Origin of the sequence: Micromonospora sp. DT231 (assembly GCF_049847025.1) — a bacterium.
Taxonomy (GTDB): domain Bacteria; phylum Actinomycetota; class Actinomycetes; order Mycobacteriales; family Micromonosporaceae; genus Micromonospora.
In genome coordinates, this window is the sequence record NZ_JBNCNO010000005.1 from 261,434 (window position 1) to 278,245 (window position 16,812).

12 protein-coding genes are annotated in these 16,812 nt (G+C 73.0%); 3 read left to right on the forward strand and 9 right to left on the reverse strand.

Going from position 1 to position 16,812, the window contains the following annotated elements:
* Nucleotides 1–81: 81 nt before the first annotated feature.
* Nucleotides 82–975, reverse strand: coding sequence for an N-acetylmuramic acid 6-phosphate etherase (gene murQ, locus ACPXBU_RS15520; protein WP_425758544.1), 894 nt, complete (start codon nt 973–975; stop codon nt 82–84).
* Between the two features lie 257 nt (nt 976–1,232).
* Between murQ and ACPXBU_RS15525 the strand changes: the two genes are divergently transcribed.
* The 3 genes from ACPXBU_RS15525 to ACPXBU_RS15535 are packed head-to-tail and all read left to right on the forward strand — an operon-like array spanning nt 1,233 to nt 6,871.
* Complete coding sequence (locus ACPXBU_RS15525) at nt 1,233–2,792, forward strand: sodium:solute symporter (RefSeq protein WP_393361495.1); 1,560 nt, start codon at nt 1,233–1,235, stop codon at nt 2,790–2,792.
* 11 nt (nt 2,793–2,803) lie between these two features.
* Complete coding sequence (locus tag ACPXBU_RS15530; RefSeq protein WP_425758545.1) at nt 2,804–3,973, forward strand: anhydro-N-acetylmuramic acid kinase; 1,170 nt, start codon at nt 2,804–2,806, stop codon at nt 3,971–3,973.
* A gap of 24 nt (nt 3,974–3,997) precedes the next feature.
* Entirely contained in the window at nt 3,998–6,871 is a 2,874-nt protein-coding gene (locus ACPXBU_RS15535) for an FAD-binding and (Fe-S)-binding domain-containing protein (RefSeq protein ID WP_425758546.1), read from the forward strand.
* 11 nt (nt 6,872–6,882) lie between these two features.
* Here the strand turns inward: ACPXBU_RS15535 and ACPXBU_RS15540 are convergent, their stop codons facing one another.
* The 8 genes from ACPXBU_RS15540 to ACPXBU_RS15575 form a co-directional block, all read right to left on the reverse strand.
* The gene (locus tag ACPXBU_RS15540) at nt 6,883–7,926 is read right to left on the reverse strand and encodes an NAD-dependent epimerase/dehydratase family protein (RefSeq protein ID WP_425758547.1); all 1,044 of its coding nucleotides are present in this window, start codon (nt 7,924–7,926) and stop codon (nt 6,883–6,885) included.
* Nucleotides 7,923–9,893 carry an asparagine synthase (glutamine-hydrolyzing) gene (gene asnB / locus ACPXBU_RS15545; protein WP_425758548.1) on the reverse strand — a complete coding sequence of 657 codons (1,971 nt, stop codon included), beginning with the start codon at nt 9,891–9,893 and terminating at the stop codon, nt 7,923–7,925. The genes ACPXBU_RS15540 and asnB overlap by 4 nt, the downstream gene beginning before the upstream one ends.
* A gap of 11 nt (nt 9,894–9,904) precedes the next feature.
* On the reverse strand, nt 9,905–11,998 hold the full coding sequence (locus tag ACPXBU_RS15550; RefSeq protein ID WP_425758549.1) for a 3-oxoacyl-[acyl-carrier-protein] synthase III C-terminal domain-containing protein: 2,094 nt from the start codon (nt 11,996–11,998) through the stop codon (nt 9,905–9,907).
* Nucleotides 11,999–12,036: 38 nt separating this feature from the next.
* Nucleotides 12,037–13,308, reverse strand: coding sequence for a beta-ketoacyl-[acyl-carrier-protein] synthase family protein (locus tag ACPXBU_RS15555; protein WP_425758550.1), 1,272 nt, complete (start codon nt 13,306–13,308; stop codon nt 12,037–12,039).
* Nucleotides 13,308–13,607, reverse strand: coding sequence for an acyl carrier protein (locus ACPXBU_RS15560; RefSeq protein WP_393361516.1), 300 nt, complete (start codon nt 13,605–13,607; stop codon nt 13,308–13,310). The genes ACPXBU_RS15555 and ACPXBU_RS15560 overlap by 1 nt, the downstream gene beginning before the upstream one ends.
* A 309-nt stretch (nt 13,608–13,916) precedes the next feature.
* A complete protein-coding gene (locus ACPXBU_RS15565) occupies nt 13,917–14,633 on the reverse strand; it encodes an alpha/beta fold hydrolase (protein ID WP_425758551.1) in 717 nt (238 codons plus the stop codon).
* 122 nt (nt 14,634–14,755) lie between these two features.
* A complete protein-coding gene (locus tag ACPXBU_RS15570) occupies nt 14,756–15,937 on the reverse strand; it encodes a MalY/PatB family protein (protein ID WP_425758552.1) in 1,182 nt (393 codons plus the stop codon).
* A 26-nt stretch (nt 15,938–15,963) separates the two neighbouring features.
* Entirely contained in the window at nt 15,964–16,743 is a 780-nt protein-coding gene (locus ACPXBU_RS15575) for a group II truncated hemoglobin (RefSeq protein WP_393361524.1), read from the reverse strand.
* Between the last annotated feature and the right edge of the window lie 69 nt (nt 16,744–16,812).

Below are 16,812 nucleotides of genomic sequence, written 5' to 3' on the forward strand. Positions count from 1 at the left end.
GCGAACCCTAGGCGAACGGCCCGACAGAAGTCCGTGCCCGAACCTGTCCAGGGCCGTGACCGGGCCGGACCCGCCCTCCGGTCAGGCCGCGACCGCCGCCCGGACGTCGTCGTCGGCGTCGCGCAGCCGCGCCGCGGCCTCCTCGGCGGTGCAGTTCGCGAGCAGCAGCACGATTGCCGTCTTGGCGTGCCCGTGCGCCGCCGCGAGCGCCCGGGTGGCGGAGTCCAGATCGGTGTCGGCGGCCTCGGCGACGATCCGTCGCGCCCGGTCGACGAGCTTCTCGTTCGTGGCGTTCATGTCCACCATCAGGTTGCCGTAGACCTTGCCGAGCCGGGCCATCGAGGCGGTCGAGAGCATGTTGCAGACGAGCTTCTCGGCGGTGCCGGCCTTGAGTCGGGTGGAGCCGGTGAGCACCTCGGGGCCGGTGGGCACCTCGATGGCGACGTCGGCGTACCGGCTGATCACCGCGTCGGAGTTGCAGGCCACCGAGACCGTCGACGCGCCGAGCGCGCGGGCGTGCTCCAGCCCGCCCACCACATAGGGCGTACGGCCGCTGGCGGCGAGCCCGACCACCGTGTCGCGGACGGTCAGGCCGACCGCGTCGAGGTCGGCGACGGCGCCGGCCGGGCTGTCCTCCGCGCCCTCGACGGCGACCGCGAAGGCTCCCGCGCCGCCGGCGAGCAGGCCGACAACCCGGTCGGGCGACGTACCGAAGGTGGGTGGGATCTCGACGGCGTCGAGCATGCCGATCCGGCCGCTGGTGCCGGCACCGAGGTAGATGAGTCGCCCGCCCTGGCGGAGCGACGCCACGACGACGTCGACGGCGGCCGCGATGTCCGGGACGGCGCGCCGGACCGCCTGGGCCACCGTCTGGTCCTCGTCGTTCATCGCGAGGAGCAGCTCGGTCGGGGACATCAGGTCGAGGTCGCTTGTCTTGTCGTTGCGGGTCTCGGTGCCGAGGGTGCTGAGGTCCACGGGGTTACTCGTTCCTCTCGCTGGTGCGCGGTCGCCGGTCGGACGACGGGCGGCGGCTCGTCGAGCGCCGCGTCCGCAACGCGCCGTTCCGACCGTGCCAGCCTGGGTGGGCGCGGTGGGATGTCGGCTGGGCCCCGCATCCCCCGTATCCGCAGGCCGGGACCACAGCGTAGCCAGCCCGGGCGGGGACTGGCAAAAACTTTCGCGATACGCTAGACATGCGTCACTTATCTACAACCCCTGGTTGGGAGCGAGCCGTGCGTCAACTCGACCTTGTCGTGATCGTGCTGTACCTCGTGGTGATCGCCTACGTCGGACTTCGCCTGTCCGGCAAGCAGAAGTCCGCCAAGGACTACTTCGTGGGCGAGGGTCGGCTGCCGTGGTGGACCGTCTCGTTCTCCGTGGTCGCCACCGAGACCAGCGTCCTGACGGTGATCAGCGTGCCCGGCGGCGCCTACAGCGGGCAGGGGTTCGGCAACGTCGAACTGGCCCTCGGCTACGTGATCGGTCGCGTCGTCGTGGCGGCGGTGCTCATCCCGCTCTACAAGCGCGGTGGCTTCGTCAGCGCCTACCAGTACCTCGGTGAGCGGTTCGGCCTGAAACTCCAGGGTCTGGCGTCGGTCACGTTCGTCTTCACCCGCCTGCTCGCCGAGGGCGTACGGCTTTTCGCCTCGGCCATCCCCATCAAGCTGCTCCTCGACGAGTTCGGCCTGAATGTCGGTTACCAGGCGATTATCGTGGTCCTGACGCTGATCACGGTGGTCTACACCTACCTCGGTGGCATCAAGGCGGTCATCTGGACCGACGCCATCCAGATGGGGCTCTACCTGGGCGGGGCGATCCTGGCCATCGGTGTGCTCAGCCACGCCGTCGGCTTCGACGGCTACTCGCAGGCGCTGGACGCCGGCAAGTTCCAGCTCTTCGACACCAACCTGACGCTCGCGCACGTGCTCACCAGCCCGTTCGCCCTGCCGACGGCGATCATCGGCGGTGCGATCTTCGCGATGGCCAGCCACGGGTCGGACCAGCTGATCGTGCAGCGCATCCTGTCCACCCGCACGCTGCGCGAGGGACAGAAGGCGATGATCTCCTCGGGCATCTTCGTGGTGATCCAGTTCGCGGCGTTCTCCCTGGTCGGCGCGCTGCTGTGGTCGTACAACAAGGGTCAGACCTTCAAGGAGCTCGGCCTGGCCAGCAGCGACAACCTCTACCCGAGCTTCATCCTGCACGCCCTGCCGGTGGGCATCTCGGGCCTGCTGGTGGCCGGCATCCTCGGTGCCGCGATGGGTTCGCTGTCGTCGGCGCTGAACTCGATGTCCAACTCCACCGTCGCCGACTTCATCCACAGCTTCTTCCGGAAGGTCCCGTCGGACGACGCGATGCTGCGCCTCGCCCGGGTGATGACACTGGTCTGGGCGGTGTTGATGGCGATCTTCGCCTGCGCGTTCAGCTCCAGCACCGGAAACGTCTACCTGACCGGTCTGACCATCGCGGGCTACACCTACGGGGCGCTGCTCGGGGCCTTCCTGCTCGGCCGCCTGGTCAGCCGGGCCAACCAGGTCGACGCGTTCGTCGCCTTCCTCGTCACCGTGGCGGTGATGACCTACATCGTCCGCTACGTCAAGATCGACGTCACGACGGCCGGGCACACCGTCCCCACCGCCATCGCCGCGCAGTGGCTGGTGCCGATCGGCGTCCTGATCACCCTGCTGGTCGGCGCGGTGTCGAGCCGATTCCACGCGGCCCCCGCGACGCCGTACGACCATGGACGTGCCGACGAGATCGACGACGCGGCAGAGCCGGCCGGCCGGGCGTGAAGGAGACCCTGATGCGTGTCATCGGCCTGATGTCCGGTACCTCCTACGACGGCATCGAAGCCGCCGCCGCCGAGTTCCAGCTCAGCGGCGACACCCTGCGGATGCGGCCGCTGGGCCGGCTCAGCCACCCGTACCCCGAGGAGCTGCGCACCCGGATCGCCGCCGCCCTGCCGCCCGCGTCGACCACGACCGAGGCGATCACGGTGTTGGACACCGGCATCGGCCAGGCCTTCGCCGAGGCCGGTGTGCGGGCTCTCGCCGAGCTGTGCGGCGGAGACGCCGACCTGGTCGTCTCGCACGGGCAGACAATGCACCACTGGGTCGACGGCGGTGTCGTCCGGGGCACCCTGCAACTGGGGCAGCCGGCCTGGATCGCGGAGGCCACCGGCCTTCCGGTCGTGGCCGACCTGCGCACCCGCGACGTCGCCGCGGGCGGCCAGGGCGCTCCCCTGGTCGCCCTGTTCGACACGCTGCTGCTGCGTGGTCTGCCCGGCGTCCCCGCCGCGCTCAACCTCGGCGGCATCGCCAACATCACCGTCGTCGCGCCGGACGCGGACCCGCTCGCGTACGACACCGGCCCGGCCAACGCGCTCCTCGACGCCGCCGCGCGGCACTTCAGCGGCGGCGTGGAGGAGTACGACCGGGACGGGCGCGGGGCGGCGGCCGGGGAGGTGAACCCTGCCCTGCTGCGGCGGCTGCTCGACGAGCCGTACTACCGGCAGCCCGGCCCGAAGAGCACCGGCAAGGAGCTGTTCCATCTGCCCTACCTGCTCGCCGCCCTCGCCGACGCGCCCACGCCGGATCAGCGGGACGTCCTGGCCACGCTCACCCGGCTGACGGCGGTCACGGTGGCCGCCGCCTGCCGCGACCACGGCGTCACCCAGCTCGTCGTCTCCGGCGGCGGCGCGCACAACCCGACGCTGCTGCGCATGATCGGCGAGGAGCTGCCGGACGTGCGCCTGTCGTCAAGCGACGACCTGGGTGTCGTGTCGGACGCCAAGGAGGCGCTCGCCTTCGCGCTGCTGGGCTACCTGAGCGTGCACGGGCTGCCCGGCACCCTGCCCTCGGGCACCGGCGCGCGGCACGCCTCGGTGCTGGGCAGCATCACCCCCGGTCGCCAGCCGCTGCGGCTGCCGGCGCCCGTCGACACCGCGCCGGACCGGTTGATCGTCGCCTACTGACCGCCCCTCCCGGGAGGACCGCCCATGAGACCCGTCGTAGGAGTACCCGCGCCGACCACCGCCGGCGTCCGCGCCCGCGAGGTCGTCGAGCTGCTGCGCTCGCGCCTCGGTGATCCGACCCGGGTCAGCACCGAGCTGCCCCGGCGGCTGGCGGCGGCGCACGACGCCTCGCCGTACCTGTTCGAGCCGCAGGCGGTGGTGCGCGCCGCCTCGGCGGCCGAGGTGGGGGCGTTGCTGGCCGCCGCCCGGGAGGCCGGTGTCCCGCTGACCCTGCGCGGCGGCGGCACCAGCCTCGCCGGGCAGGCCGGCGGCGCGGGCGTGCTCGTCGACGTCCGGACCGACTGGCGGCACGCCGAGGTGCTCGACGACGGCCGCCGCATCCGGCTCCAGCCGGGCCTCACGATCCGGCAGGCCAACGCCCGGCTGGCCCGCTACGGCCGCCGGCTCGGCCCGGACCCGGCGAGCGAGGCCGCCTGCACGGTGGGTGGCATGGTGGCCAACAACTCCAGCGGGATGACCTGCGGCACCACCGACAACGCGTACCGCACCATGGAGTCGCTGCGCTTCGTCCTGCCGTCCGGCACCGTCGTCGACTCCGGCGCGCGCGACGCCGACGACCGGCTGCGGGCCGACGAGCCGGGGCTGCACGCCGGGCTGCTGCGCCTGCGCGACCGGGTGCGCTCGACACCGGGCTCACGCGCCACGATCGAGCGGCTGTTCGCGATGAAGAACACCATGGGGTACGGGCTGAACTCCCTGCTCGACCACGACAGCCCGGCCGACATGCTCGCCCACCTGATGATCGGCAGCGAGGGCACCCTCGGCTTCGTGGCCGAGGCTGTCTTCCGGACCGTCGAGATCCACGAACACGCCGCCACCGGCCTGCTGATCCTGCCCGGCCTCAGCGCCGCCACCGACGCGTTGCCCGCCCTGCTCGCCGCCGGCGCGCGTACCGCCGAACTGCTCGACGCGGCCGCGTTGCGGGTCAGCCAGCGCGACCCCGACGCGAGCGCGGCCCTGCGCGGGCTGACGGTCACCGGCCATGCCGCGCTGCTCGTGGAATTCGCCGAGGACAGCGCGGAACGGCTGGCCGCGACGCTTGCCGACGCCCAGCCCGTGCTCGACCGGCTGCCCGCCGTCACCGGCACCGCGCTGACCCACGACCCGCGCGAACGGGCCGCGCTCTGGCACCTGCGCAAGGGCCTCTACACGGCGGTCGCCGGCGCCCGCGCACCCGGCACCACGGCCCTGCTGGAGGACATCGCGGTGCCGATGCCACGCCTGACCGGCACCTGCGACGGGCTGATCCGCCTGTTCGACAGGCACGGCTACCCGGACGCGGTGATCTTCGGACACGCCCGCGACGGCAACCTGCACTTCATGCTGACCCAGTCCTTCGACACGCCGGCCGAGATCGACCGCTACGCCCGGTTCACCGACGACATGGTCGACCTCGTGCTCGCCGAGGGGGGCACCCTCAAGGCCGAGCACGGCACCGGCCGGGCGATGGCGCCCTTCGTCCGCCGCCAGTACGGCGACGAGCTGTACGACGTGATGCGCGACCTCAAGCGGTTGTGCGACCCGAGCGGCCTGCTCAACCCCGGTGTGCTGCTCAACGACGACCCGACCGTGCACCTGCGACAGCTCAAGGCCGTCCCGACTGTCGACCCCGAGCTGGACGCCTGCGTCGAGTGCGGCTACTGCGAGCCGGTCTGCCCCACCGCCGACGTCACCACCACGCCCCGGCAGCGCATCGTCCTGCAACGGCAGATCGCCCTCGCCACCGCCGCCGGTGACGAGGAGCGCCGCCGGGAGTTGACGGCCGACTACGCGTACGCGGCGGTGGACAGTTGCGCCGCCGACAGCCTCTGCGTCACGGCCTGCCCGGTCGGCATCGACACCGGCGCGGCCATGAAGCGGCTGCGCGCCGAGCGGCACAGCCCCCGCGCCCAGCGCACCGCCCGCACCGCCGCGCGGCACTGGCAGGCCGCCGTGACAGGTGTCCGGGTGGGACTGACCGCCGCGCACGCCGTCCCGACACCGCTGACCCGCGCCGCCACCGGGGTGATCCGTGGACTCGGCGCCACCGAACTGGTGCCGCGGTGGAGCGACGACATGCCGCGCGCCGGCGCTCCCCGTCCCCGGCCCCGCAGCGCGCCGGACGCCCAGGCGGTGTTCTTCGCGGCGTGCGTCGGCAGCCTCTTCGCCCCGGAGGACGGCCCGTCCGGCGGCGCGGCGGCGGCGTTCCTGCGCCTGTGCGAGCTGGCCGGCGTGCCGGTCGTCGTGCCGGCCGGCACGGCGGGCCTGTGCTGCGGCACGCCGTGGCAGTCCAAGGGCTATCCCGCCGGTCACCGCGAGATGGCCGAGCGGACCCTGGCCGCGCTGTGGGAGGCCAGCGACGAGGGTCGCCTGCCCGTCGTGTGCGACGCGTCGTCCTGCACGCACGGGTTGACCCAGCTGACCGCCGCGCTGGCCGAGGAGGACCGGGCACGGTACGACGCCCTGCGCTTCGTCGACAGCGTCACGTTCACCGCCGAACGCCTGCTGCCGGCGCTGCCGGCGCCCCGGCGGCTGGGCTCGCTGGCCCTGCACCCGACCTGCTCCACAGTGCACCTCGACGGCATCGACGACCTGCGCGCGGTCGCCGCGGCGGTCGCCGACACGGTGACCGTGCCGGACAGTTGGGGATGCTGCGCCTTCGCCGGCGACCGGGGGCTGCTGCATCCCGAGGTGACCGCCAGCGCCACCGCCGCCCAGGCCGCCGAGATCAACGAGCGCGACCACGACGCGTACGCCTCCTGCAACCGCACCTGCGAGATGGGCATGAGCCGGGCCACCGGGCAGCCGTACCGGCACGTGCTCCAGGTCCTCGTCGAGGCGGTCGAGCCGCAGGCGTAGCCGCGCGGGCGTCAGCGGAGCAGGCCCTGGTCCCGGTACCACGCCACCGCGCTGGCCAGGCCCTCCGGGAGGCGGTACGCGGGCGTGAAGCCGAGGTCCGCCCGGGCCCGGTCGGTGGCGCACGTCCACGCCAACTGCCGGATCTCGTACGCGCGGTCCCGGTTCATCGTCAGGGCCGGGCCCCGGCGAACCGGACTCAGATCGCACAGCCAGCCGGTCGCGTGCACGAGCGGACCCGGCACCGCGATGAAGCGCGCGCGGGGACGGCCGACCGCGACGGCGAGTTCCCGACAGAAGTCGCTCCAGCCGTACACCGCGCCGTCGCTGATGAGGTACACCCCCTCGGCACCACCGTCCGGGGGCAGCGTCCCGCCCCGGACGACGGCCGCGATCAGGGCCGCGCACAGGTCGTCCACGTGCACGAAGGAGTACTCGCGTTCCGGGCGGGTGGGGCGCAGGTGGGCACCCCACCGGGCCATCGGCAGGAAGGACGGCAGGAAGTCGTGGTCACCCGGGCCGTAGACGATCGTCGGGCGGAGGACCACTGTGGGGACACCCGCGGCGCGGGCGATCTCCTCGGCGGCGAGTTTGCTGCGGCCGTACGCGGAGACCGGCGCGACCGGGGTGGACTCGTCCCGGGGCCGGCCGGGACGCGACGGGCCGGCGGCGGCCAGGGACGAGCACAGCACCAGCCGAGGGGTCGGGTCGGTGGCGGCGAGGGCCGCGACCAGCCGGCCGGTGGACTCGGTGTTCCCGCGCCGGAAGTCCCCCGGACGGCGGGCCTTCACCTGGCCGGCCAGGTGCACGACGGTGTCGACGCCGGCGACGGCCGCCGGCACGCCCGCACCGGTGTCGAGGTCGGCGACCGCGTAGCGCAGCCCGGGGATGCCGGCCAGGACCGTGCGGTCCGACGTGGGGCGGACCATCGCGACGGGTGCGCAACCCAGGTCCGCCAGCCGTCGCACGAGCCGGGCGCCGATGAAGCCGGTCGCCCCGGTGACCAGGATGGTGCGCGACGCGATGCCGGGCCAGCGGTGCCGTTCGGGGCTCGTCATCGCCGCTCGGCGCGTTGCACGGCGCTGGCGAGCGGCGCCGGGAGCGCGGCCGGTGCGGTGACGGCCGCCGCGTCGCGGAACACCTCCAGCAGCAGGTGGGTGGTGAGGACGGCCATGCTGGCCCACTCGGCGACCGTGCCCTCCCAGGTGCGTCCGGCACCCCGCAGCGCGGCCTGGTGCAGCGCTGTCACCTGCGTCGGGTCGAAGAGCCCGTGGGCGCGTACCGCCGCCGGCCCGAGATAGGTAGCCGCGAGGTCCTCCCCGGGGCCGGTGAGATACCACGGCGTGATGGGTGTGAAGAACGGTTTCTTCCGACGGCGTCGGATCGGCGCCGGAACCACGTCGCGAAGGGCCTCCTTGAGGATGTGCTTCTCGCTGGTGCCGCGCAGGAGCACCCGTGGATCCAACCGCGCCGACAGGTCCAGCAGCGCCCGGTCCATGAACGGCACGCGTACCTCCACGCCGTTGGCCATGGACAACCTGTCGCTGAGCATGAGGACCCAGCTGGGCAGGCGGGTCTGGTACTCGTAGTGCAACGAGCGGTGCAGCGCCGTGTGCGTCGGCGGGGCCGGCAGCGGCGAGGGGGTGAGAGCGCCGCTGGACGGGCGCAGCAGCGCGGGCGCGACCGCGTCCATCGCCGACCAGAGGTAGAACCAGGCGGGTGCGCCACCGCCGAAGCGATCCGCGGCGGTCGCGAGCCGCCCCGGCACGGCGGCCACGTGGGCGGCCGCGCCGGTGGGGGCGCCGTGGTAGGCCAGCACCCCGCTCAGGATCAGCCGACGCAGCGGGTCCAGGCCCGCCCGGGTCAGCCGGCCGAGTCGCTGTTCCAGCCGCTGGAGGACGTACCAGGAGTAGCCGCCGAGCAGCTCGTCGGCGCCGTCGCCGGTCAGCGCGACCTTGGCGCCCCGCTCGGCGGCGATCCGGGTCGCCTTCAGGAACGGCGTGGCGACGCCGAACCACTGCGGCGTCTCCAGGTGCCACAGCGTCTTCGCCAGGTGCTCGCACGCCTCGGCGCCGCCGAACTCGATCTCGACGTTGTCGACGCCCAGCGCCGTCGCGGCGAGCCGGGAGTAGCGGCCCTCGTCGAGGTCCGAGCCGGGCAGTCGGATGCTGGCGGTCTGTACCTGTGTGCCGAGGACGGCCGAGATCGTCGCGACGACGGCCGTGCTGTCCAGGCCGCCGCTCAGCGTCGCGCCGAAGCCGACCTCGTCCGGCAGCCGTTTGCGGACCGCCTCGACCAGGGCCGAGCGGAACTGTTCGACGGCGGGCCGCCCGTTGAGCAGGTCGCGCGGGTCCCCGGCCAGCGGGGTGAAATACCGGCGTAGGACGACCGCCTGCCCGTCGGCCACCAGCAGGTGCCCGGGCGGCAGGTCGTGGACGTCGGCCCAGAAGGTGCCGGGCGCGGTCGGCTGGCCGTACCCGAAGACGTCGCGCAGCCCCTGCGGGTCGACGCGCGCCGCGCACAGCCCGGACGCGAACAGGGCCTTCACCTCGCTGGCGAACTGAAGCCGGCCCCCGGCGACGTGGTAGTAGAGGGGTTTGACACCCACCGGGTCCCGGGCGAGCGTGAGCCGGCGAAGGCGGACGTCCCACAACGCGATGGCGAAGTCCCCGTCGAGGTGGTCGACGAAGGCGAGGCCGTGCTCCTCGTAGAGGTGGGCGATCACCGCGCCGTCGCTGCCGCTGGTGAACGTGTGGCCGCGCGCGACGAGCCGGGCCCGCAGCGCCCGGTGGTTGTAGATCTCGCCGTTGAAGACGACCTGGACGTCGCCGCGCTCGTCGCTCAGCGGTTGCTGCCCACCGGCCACGTCGACGATCGCGAGCCGCCGGTACGCCAGCCCGATCCCCGGGCCCACGAAGTAGCCCTCGCCGTCGGGGCCGCGATGCGCAAGCGAATGCGCCATCCGGGCCAGCCGGTGCGGCTCGACAGCGGCGTCGAGATCGAGGATGCCGGCGACACCACACATACGCGTTCCCTTCAGATGCGGTACAGCGCGGCGCCGATCTCCATGCCGGTGCTCGCGCCGACGACCACCACCAGTTCGCCTGGCGATGCGCCGCCGGCGGACACGGCGCGCAGGCCCATCGGCAGGGCCGAGGTGAACAGGTCGGTGCCGTCGCGCGCGGGCGGCAGCGCGGCCAGCCGTGGACCGAGCACCGGCCAGGTGTCGCGCAGCCGGCGCTCGACCGGCGGTGGCAGCCAGGGCGGTACGACCGCGCGGATCGCGTCGGGGCGTACCCGCAGGCGGTCCAGCAGCTCGGCGACGACAACGGGCAGGTGCTCGGCGTACGCCGCGGCGGGCTCGGCACGGTCGGTGGCGCGGATGAAGCTGTGCCCGCCGTCCTGCATCACCCAGGCGCCCCGGTCGGCGGCGGGCGTCGCGACGGAGCGGCTGTGGAAACCGAGGAAGCCGCTGGCCCGGTCGGGGTCGAGGCGCAGCAGCACCGCCGAGCCGCACCTGGCCACCGCGGGCCCGGCGGCACCGGGCTCGCGTTGCTCGACCTCGGAGGCGACCACGACGGCGGTGTCGGCCTTGCCGGCCCGGATGAGTTCGGCGGCGATCCGGCAGCCGTCGAGCATGCCGAGCGCGCCGTTCGTGACGTCGAAGGCGAGGATTTCGCCGGTGGCGGCGGTGCTGCCGTCGAAGCCCAGCTCGCCCGCGGCGATCGCCGCGATCGCCGGCTCGGCGATCATGCCGGTGCGGTACACGCCGACGTGGATGAGCAGGTCGACGCCGGAGGCGCGGACGCCCGCCCGGCGCAGGCAGTCGTCGGTGGCGGCCCGGATGAGCTGGAGCGTCGTCACGTCGGGCCCGGCCGCGGTCGCGGCTCCGGTCGCGGCTCCGGCCGCGGCTCCGGTCGCGGCTCCGGTCGCGGCTCCGGTCAAGGCTCCGGTCGCGGGTTGGGGTTCGGTGAGGCCGATCGCGACGGCGCGCACCGGGTCCGACCATCGCGTCGGGCGGGGGCGCGGGGGCGCGGTCCGCGCCGAGCGGGTCCCCCGGGCCAGCCGGTCGGGCAGCCCGTCCAGCCGGTACGCGGCGGTGCCGACGTTGACGCCGGACGCGGCGACCTCGAACAGCACCCGGTCGCCGGTCCGGATCCGCCCGTCGCGGCTCGCGTCGCGCAGCGCGACCGGGTGCGTCGTGGTCGCGGTGTTGCCCCGCCTCGGCAGGTTGTTGATGACGTCCCGCTCGTCCAACACCACACCGCCGAAGACCTTGTTCGTACGACGGACGGCGGCCTGGATCGCCAGCGTCGACGTCTGGTGCGGGATGAACCGGTCGAAGTCCGTCGGCGACAGGCCCATCGCGGCGAGGGCCTGTTGGGTGTGCTTGACCATCTCCCGGATGCCGACGGCCGCCAGACCCATCATGTCGGTCTTCATGATCACGCCACCGTGCGGCTGGTCGGTCGGCCCGGCCACGCACAGGTTGTGGTACCGCCCGACGGTACGGATGCCGATGTGGTCGAAGCCCCCCGGCCCGTCGTCGGCCCGGGTCAGCAGGACCGCCGCACCCGCGTCACCGAGCGTCAGGCAGGCGACGCGGGCGTCGAGCTCGTCGGTGATCTCCAACTGGGCGGTCCGCATGAGATGGGAGATGTACTCCCCGCTGACGATCAGCGCCGAACCGATCTCGCCGGCCCGGATGAGCGCGTCGGCGACGTAGATGCCGGTGAACTGGCCGGCACACGCGTTCGTCACGTCGAACGCCCAGGCCCGTTCGCAGCCGAGCCGGTGGCGCAGTTGGGTGGCCGCCGACGGCTCGTACGTCGACCGGTCCGGGCTGTCGACACGGGAGATGCTGGCGCTGATGAGCAGGTCGACGTCGGCGGGCCCGATCGACGAGCGGGAGACGCAGTCCTGCGCGGCCCGGGTGGCCAGGTCGAGGGCGTACTCGACGTCACCGGCGACGCGCCGCGACACGATGCCGGTGGTCTGTTCCAGCGGCAGGGCCAACCGGCTCCGGCACCCGTCGAGCACCTCGCGGGTGGTCATGACCCGGTCGGGAAGTGCGACGCCGATGCTGTCGATGACGCTGCCGGGCCCCGCCGGGGCGGCCTGGATGTTCACCCTCGACCACCTTGTCTCGATTGGACGGTGCGGATGATTCAGTTGGAGTGGACGACCGCTGCGCCGTCGTCGACGGAGGCGAGCACCAGCGAGGCGTTGTGCCCGCCGAAAGCGAACGAGTTCGTCAGGATCGGGCCGGGACGGCCGGCGCGCGGGGCGTCGGCGACGACGTCGATGGGGATGTCGGACCCGCGGGTGCTCAGGTTGGCCGTTGGTGGGATCTCGCCGTGGCGCAGGGCGAGCAACGATGCGACGACCTCGACCGCGCCGGCGGCCCCGATCAGGTGTCCCAGCGTGCCCTTCGTCGAGGTGGTCGGCGGTGCGGCGCCGCCGAAGACGGTGTGGATGGCCTGCGCCTCGGCGGCGTCGTTGAGCGTCGTCGAGGTGCCGTGGGCGTTGATGTGCGCGACGTCGCCCGGGTCCACTCCGGCGTCGCGCAACGCCAGCCGCATGCAGTGCACCGCGCCGCGCCCCTCCGGGTGCGGCATCGTGGAGTGGTACGCGTCGCTGTTGAACCCGTAGCCGGTGACCTCACCGTGGACGCGGGCGCCCCGGGCCAGCGCCCGGTCGAGGCGCTCCAGCAGCACGAAGGCCGCGCCCTCGGCGAGCACGAAACCGTCCCGTGCGCCGTCGAACGGACGCGAGGCGGTCTCCGGCTCGGCATTGCGGGTGCTCAGCGCGTGCATCCGGGCGAACCCGGCGACGACGATGGGGTTGACCGCCGCCTCCGCGCCGCCGGCCAGGACGACGTCGGCGCTGCCGTCACGGATGAGCCGGACGCCCTCACCGATCGCGTTCGCGCCGGCCGTGCAGGCGGTCGAGATGCAGAAGTTCGGTCCACGCCAGCGCAGGTGCCGGGCGATGAGCGACGCCGCCGCGTTCGGCATGATCATCGGGATCGCCCACGGGCTGATCCGGTCCGGGCCGTTCTCGATGAACGCGCGGACCTGCCGGTAGAAGCTGTCCGATCCGCCCATGCCGGTGCCGACCACGACGGCGCACCGGTCCGGGTCGAAGTCTCTGGTGTCGGCGTCGGTGAACGCGTCGAGCGCCGCCGCGAAGGCGAGTTGGCTGACCCGATCGGTCTGCCGGACCATTTTCGGAGTCAGGTAGGCGGTCGGATCGAAGCCCTGGATCTCACCGGCGATGCGGGTCGCGAGCCCGGAGGCGTCGAAGCTCCGGATCGGGCCGATGACCGATCGCCCGGACCGCAGCACCGTCCACAGTGTGTCGGGGGTGTCGCCGGCCGGCGTCCTGGCGCTCAGCCCGGTGACGGCAACCCGGTGCCGGACAGGGCTGTCGCCCGTCATCAGGCGGGCGTCTTCCGTTCGGCCTCCCCCACCACCCCGGTGCCCTCGGTGGCATCGCCGGCCCCGCCGGCGAGCACCATGTCGAGCGCCTGCCCGACGGTGTTGATCCCCCGCAGACCGTCCTGCGGCAGTCGGATCCCGAGCCGGTCCTCGAGCGCCATCAGAAGCTCCACCAGGTCGAGACTCTCCGCGTCGAGATCCTTGCGAAAGTCGGCGTCCTCGGTCACCGCCTCCGGCTCGACCGTCAACACCTCGACCGCAACCTCGCGTAAGACCGAAAGAGCCTGCAGTCTGTCCATGTGCCCTCCCACAATCACCCGAGGTGATCAGTGCCTGATTGGGGCTTTACCTGCAAGAGTTGAGGCAGGCTAGCACGCAGCGTCGGGGCCCAGAAAGGCCTCGATCACGCCTGCGTCATGGATCCGACTCGGATTTGGCATCGCCAATACGGCGTGCTCATTCCGTCCGGCGGAATCCTCGACACCAGCGGGCGCGGGCGGTTGGTAGGCGCACGGCTGCGGCCCCGCGTCGTGACGCGGGGCCGCAGCCGTGCGGCACGCCGGCCGACCGGGGCAGCGGTCGGCCGGCGTGCCCTCCGGGATCGGACGTCAGCCGCCCACGCCCCGGACCGCCTCGATGATCGTCTCGGTGACCTCACTCGGCCGGGCCACCACCATGGCGTGCGAACCACCGGCGACCTCACGCTGGCCTCGCGGTTGGGCCCGCTCGGCCATGAACCGGTGCGCGGCGGCCGGGATGTTGTTGTCCGCGTCCCCGAAGACGAACCAGCTGGGCAACGATCGCCAGGCCGGGTCGCCGGTGAGCCCGTCACCCAGGGCCTTTTCGGTGATCGGTCGCTGGGTCCGGGCCATCTGCGCGGCGACGTCGGCCGACACGTCCGCGACGAACTGCTTGTGGAAGGTGTCCTGGCCGATCGCCACCTCATTGCCGCCGGTCGACAGCGGGTACTTCACAAGCGTGTCGGCGAGCGTGCTGCCGGGGAACTTCCCGGACAGCGACAGCCCCGACTCGCCGGTGTCCGGGCAGAAGGCGTTGACGTACACGAGGGCCCGCACCAGTGGTTCGTCGGCAGCGGCCTGCGTGGTCACCATGCCGCCGTAGGAGTGTCCGACGAGGATGACCGGGCCGCCGATCCCGCGTACCACGTCCCGGACGTACGCGGCGTCGCCGGCGACCTCCCGCAGCGGGTTGGCGGCAGCGACCACGTCGTACGCGGCGCCCAGCCGCTCGATCACGCCGTTCCAGCTGCCCGACTCGGCGAACGCGCCGTGCACGAGAACGATTGTGGGCTGCGGATCAGACATAACACGCACTCCCTTACTCCGTGACACTGTTCCACCCACGGCCGCGCCGGTGCGCCTGAATACCCGTTCCGCGAGACCGAAACATCTCAGCGCCGTCACCACCACGCTCTCGGCGACGTGACTCAGCCGGCGACGGCTGCCGCCATCCGGCGTACCGCCTCGATGATCAGCTCCGGCGCGGTGGCCAGGTTCAGCCGCACGTGCCCGTCGCCACCGGTGCCGAAGGCCGAACCCGAGTTGAGCGCCACCCGACCACGGTCGAGGAACACCGCGGCGGGGTCGTCGCCGAGGCCGAGGGCGCGGCAGTCGAGCCAGGCGAGATACGTGGCCTGACCGGGTTGGTAACGGATGGCCGGCAGGTGCTCGGCGAGCAGCGCGGTGAGGAGCCGACGGTTGTCGTCCAAGCCGGCCAACAGGGCGTCGAGCCAGTCGCCGCCGTCGCGGAAGGCGGCGGTGTGCGCGATCACGCCGAGGTGGCTGGTGCTGACGCTGGCCTCGAACGGAACGCGGGCGAGGTCTCCGGCCGCGGCCGGGCCGGCGATGAGCAGCCCACCGCGCAGGCCGGCCAGGTTCCACCCCTTGGAGGCCGACATGAGCGACAGGCCGTTCTCCGTGCCGGGCACCGAGAGGTACGGCACGAAGCGCGCTCCCCCACCCACCACCGGGGCGTGGATCTCGTCGGCGACCACCCGCAACCCGTGCCGTCGCGCCAGCCCGGCGACGGCGGCCAACTCGTCGGCGGTGTGCAGGACGCCGGTCGGGTTGTGCGGGCTGCACAGCAGGTACGCCGCCTGTCGCCCGCCGACCCGAGCCTGCCGGAAGGCGTCCTCCAGCGCGCCGAGGTCGAGCCGCAGGTCCGCGCCGAGCGGCGCCTCCACGATCCGGCGGCTGGCGTGCGCCACGAACTCGTAGAACGGCGGGTAGACCGGACAGTTGACGACCACCGCGTCCCCCGGCTCGGTGACCAGCCGCAGCGCCTCGACGACGCCGTGCATCACGTCGGGCACCAGCGCGGTGCGCTCCACCGCCAGCCCGTCCCAACCCCACCGACGCCGGGCGAAATCCGCAAGTGCCCGCGGGTACGCCGTCCCGGCGGGGTAGCCGGTGTCGCCGCGCGCGACCGCGTCGGTGATCGCCGCCGCGACCGGCTCGGCCAGCGGCACGTCCATCTCCGCGACCCAGAGCGGCAGCACGTCGTCGGGGTACTCCCGCCACTTGAGGCTCGTCCGTTCGCGGAGCTGGTCGATCGTGAGCTGGCGAAGGGGATTCGTCGAGTCTCGGGTACCGCTCAGCACGCCACTCATCGCCGAAGCCTATTCCGCCCCCTGCGTCACGCCGGCCGCGAGCCGTCCCGGTACGGCGGCGCGACACCCCAGCCCCAGCGTGGCACCGGTGCCCGTCGGATCGGGTCCGCGTCCGGTTGGGAGTTGCGGACCGCCAACCGGGTGCCCCACTCGAGGTAGCCCGTGAAGGCGGCACGGAACTCCGGATCGTCGGGCAGGCCGGTCTCGTCGGCGGCGTCCATCATCAGGTTCACCCACCGCCGACGCTGCGCCTCGCTGATCGTCAGGCCCAGGTGCTGGCCGAGCATGTGCCGGTAACCGCCGCGCTCGGCGGTGTAGGTGGCCGGGCCGCCGAAGACCTCGGCCAGCCACATCGCCACGTGGTGGGCGTGCGCCGGGTCCATGTGCGCGAAGAGCGGCGCGAGGAGGTCGTCGGCGCGGACCAGACGGTAGAAGGCGTCGCAGAGCCGTACGAACGCGTCGCCACCGCCGGCCCACTCGTACAGGCTCGGCGGTGCGCCGCCACCGGGCCCGGAGATCCCGGTTCGGCGGTAGTGCCGCATCTCCTCGATGTCCTCGACGTACGGCCTGATCGCGGCGAAGAACCGCCCGAACACCGGGCCGCCCCGAAACCCGTTGAGGTGCTCGTCGACCGACGTCCAGGTAATGCGCAGCACGGAGCAGGAGGGGTCGTCCAGGCAGCGGCTCAACTCGTAGTCCACGCACTCCGGCGCGGCGCGCAGCGCCTCGGCGGCCCGCTCGTACGCCGCCTCGAACCCGTCCAGCCGCTCCTGCGGCACCCGGTACCTGATGTACTCGATGACCATGGGGACAGCCCAACACCCGTAGCGGCGGCGATCAAGTACGCACCATCTGGTGCGTGCCCCGAGGGAGGC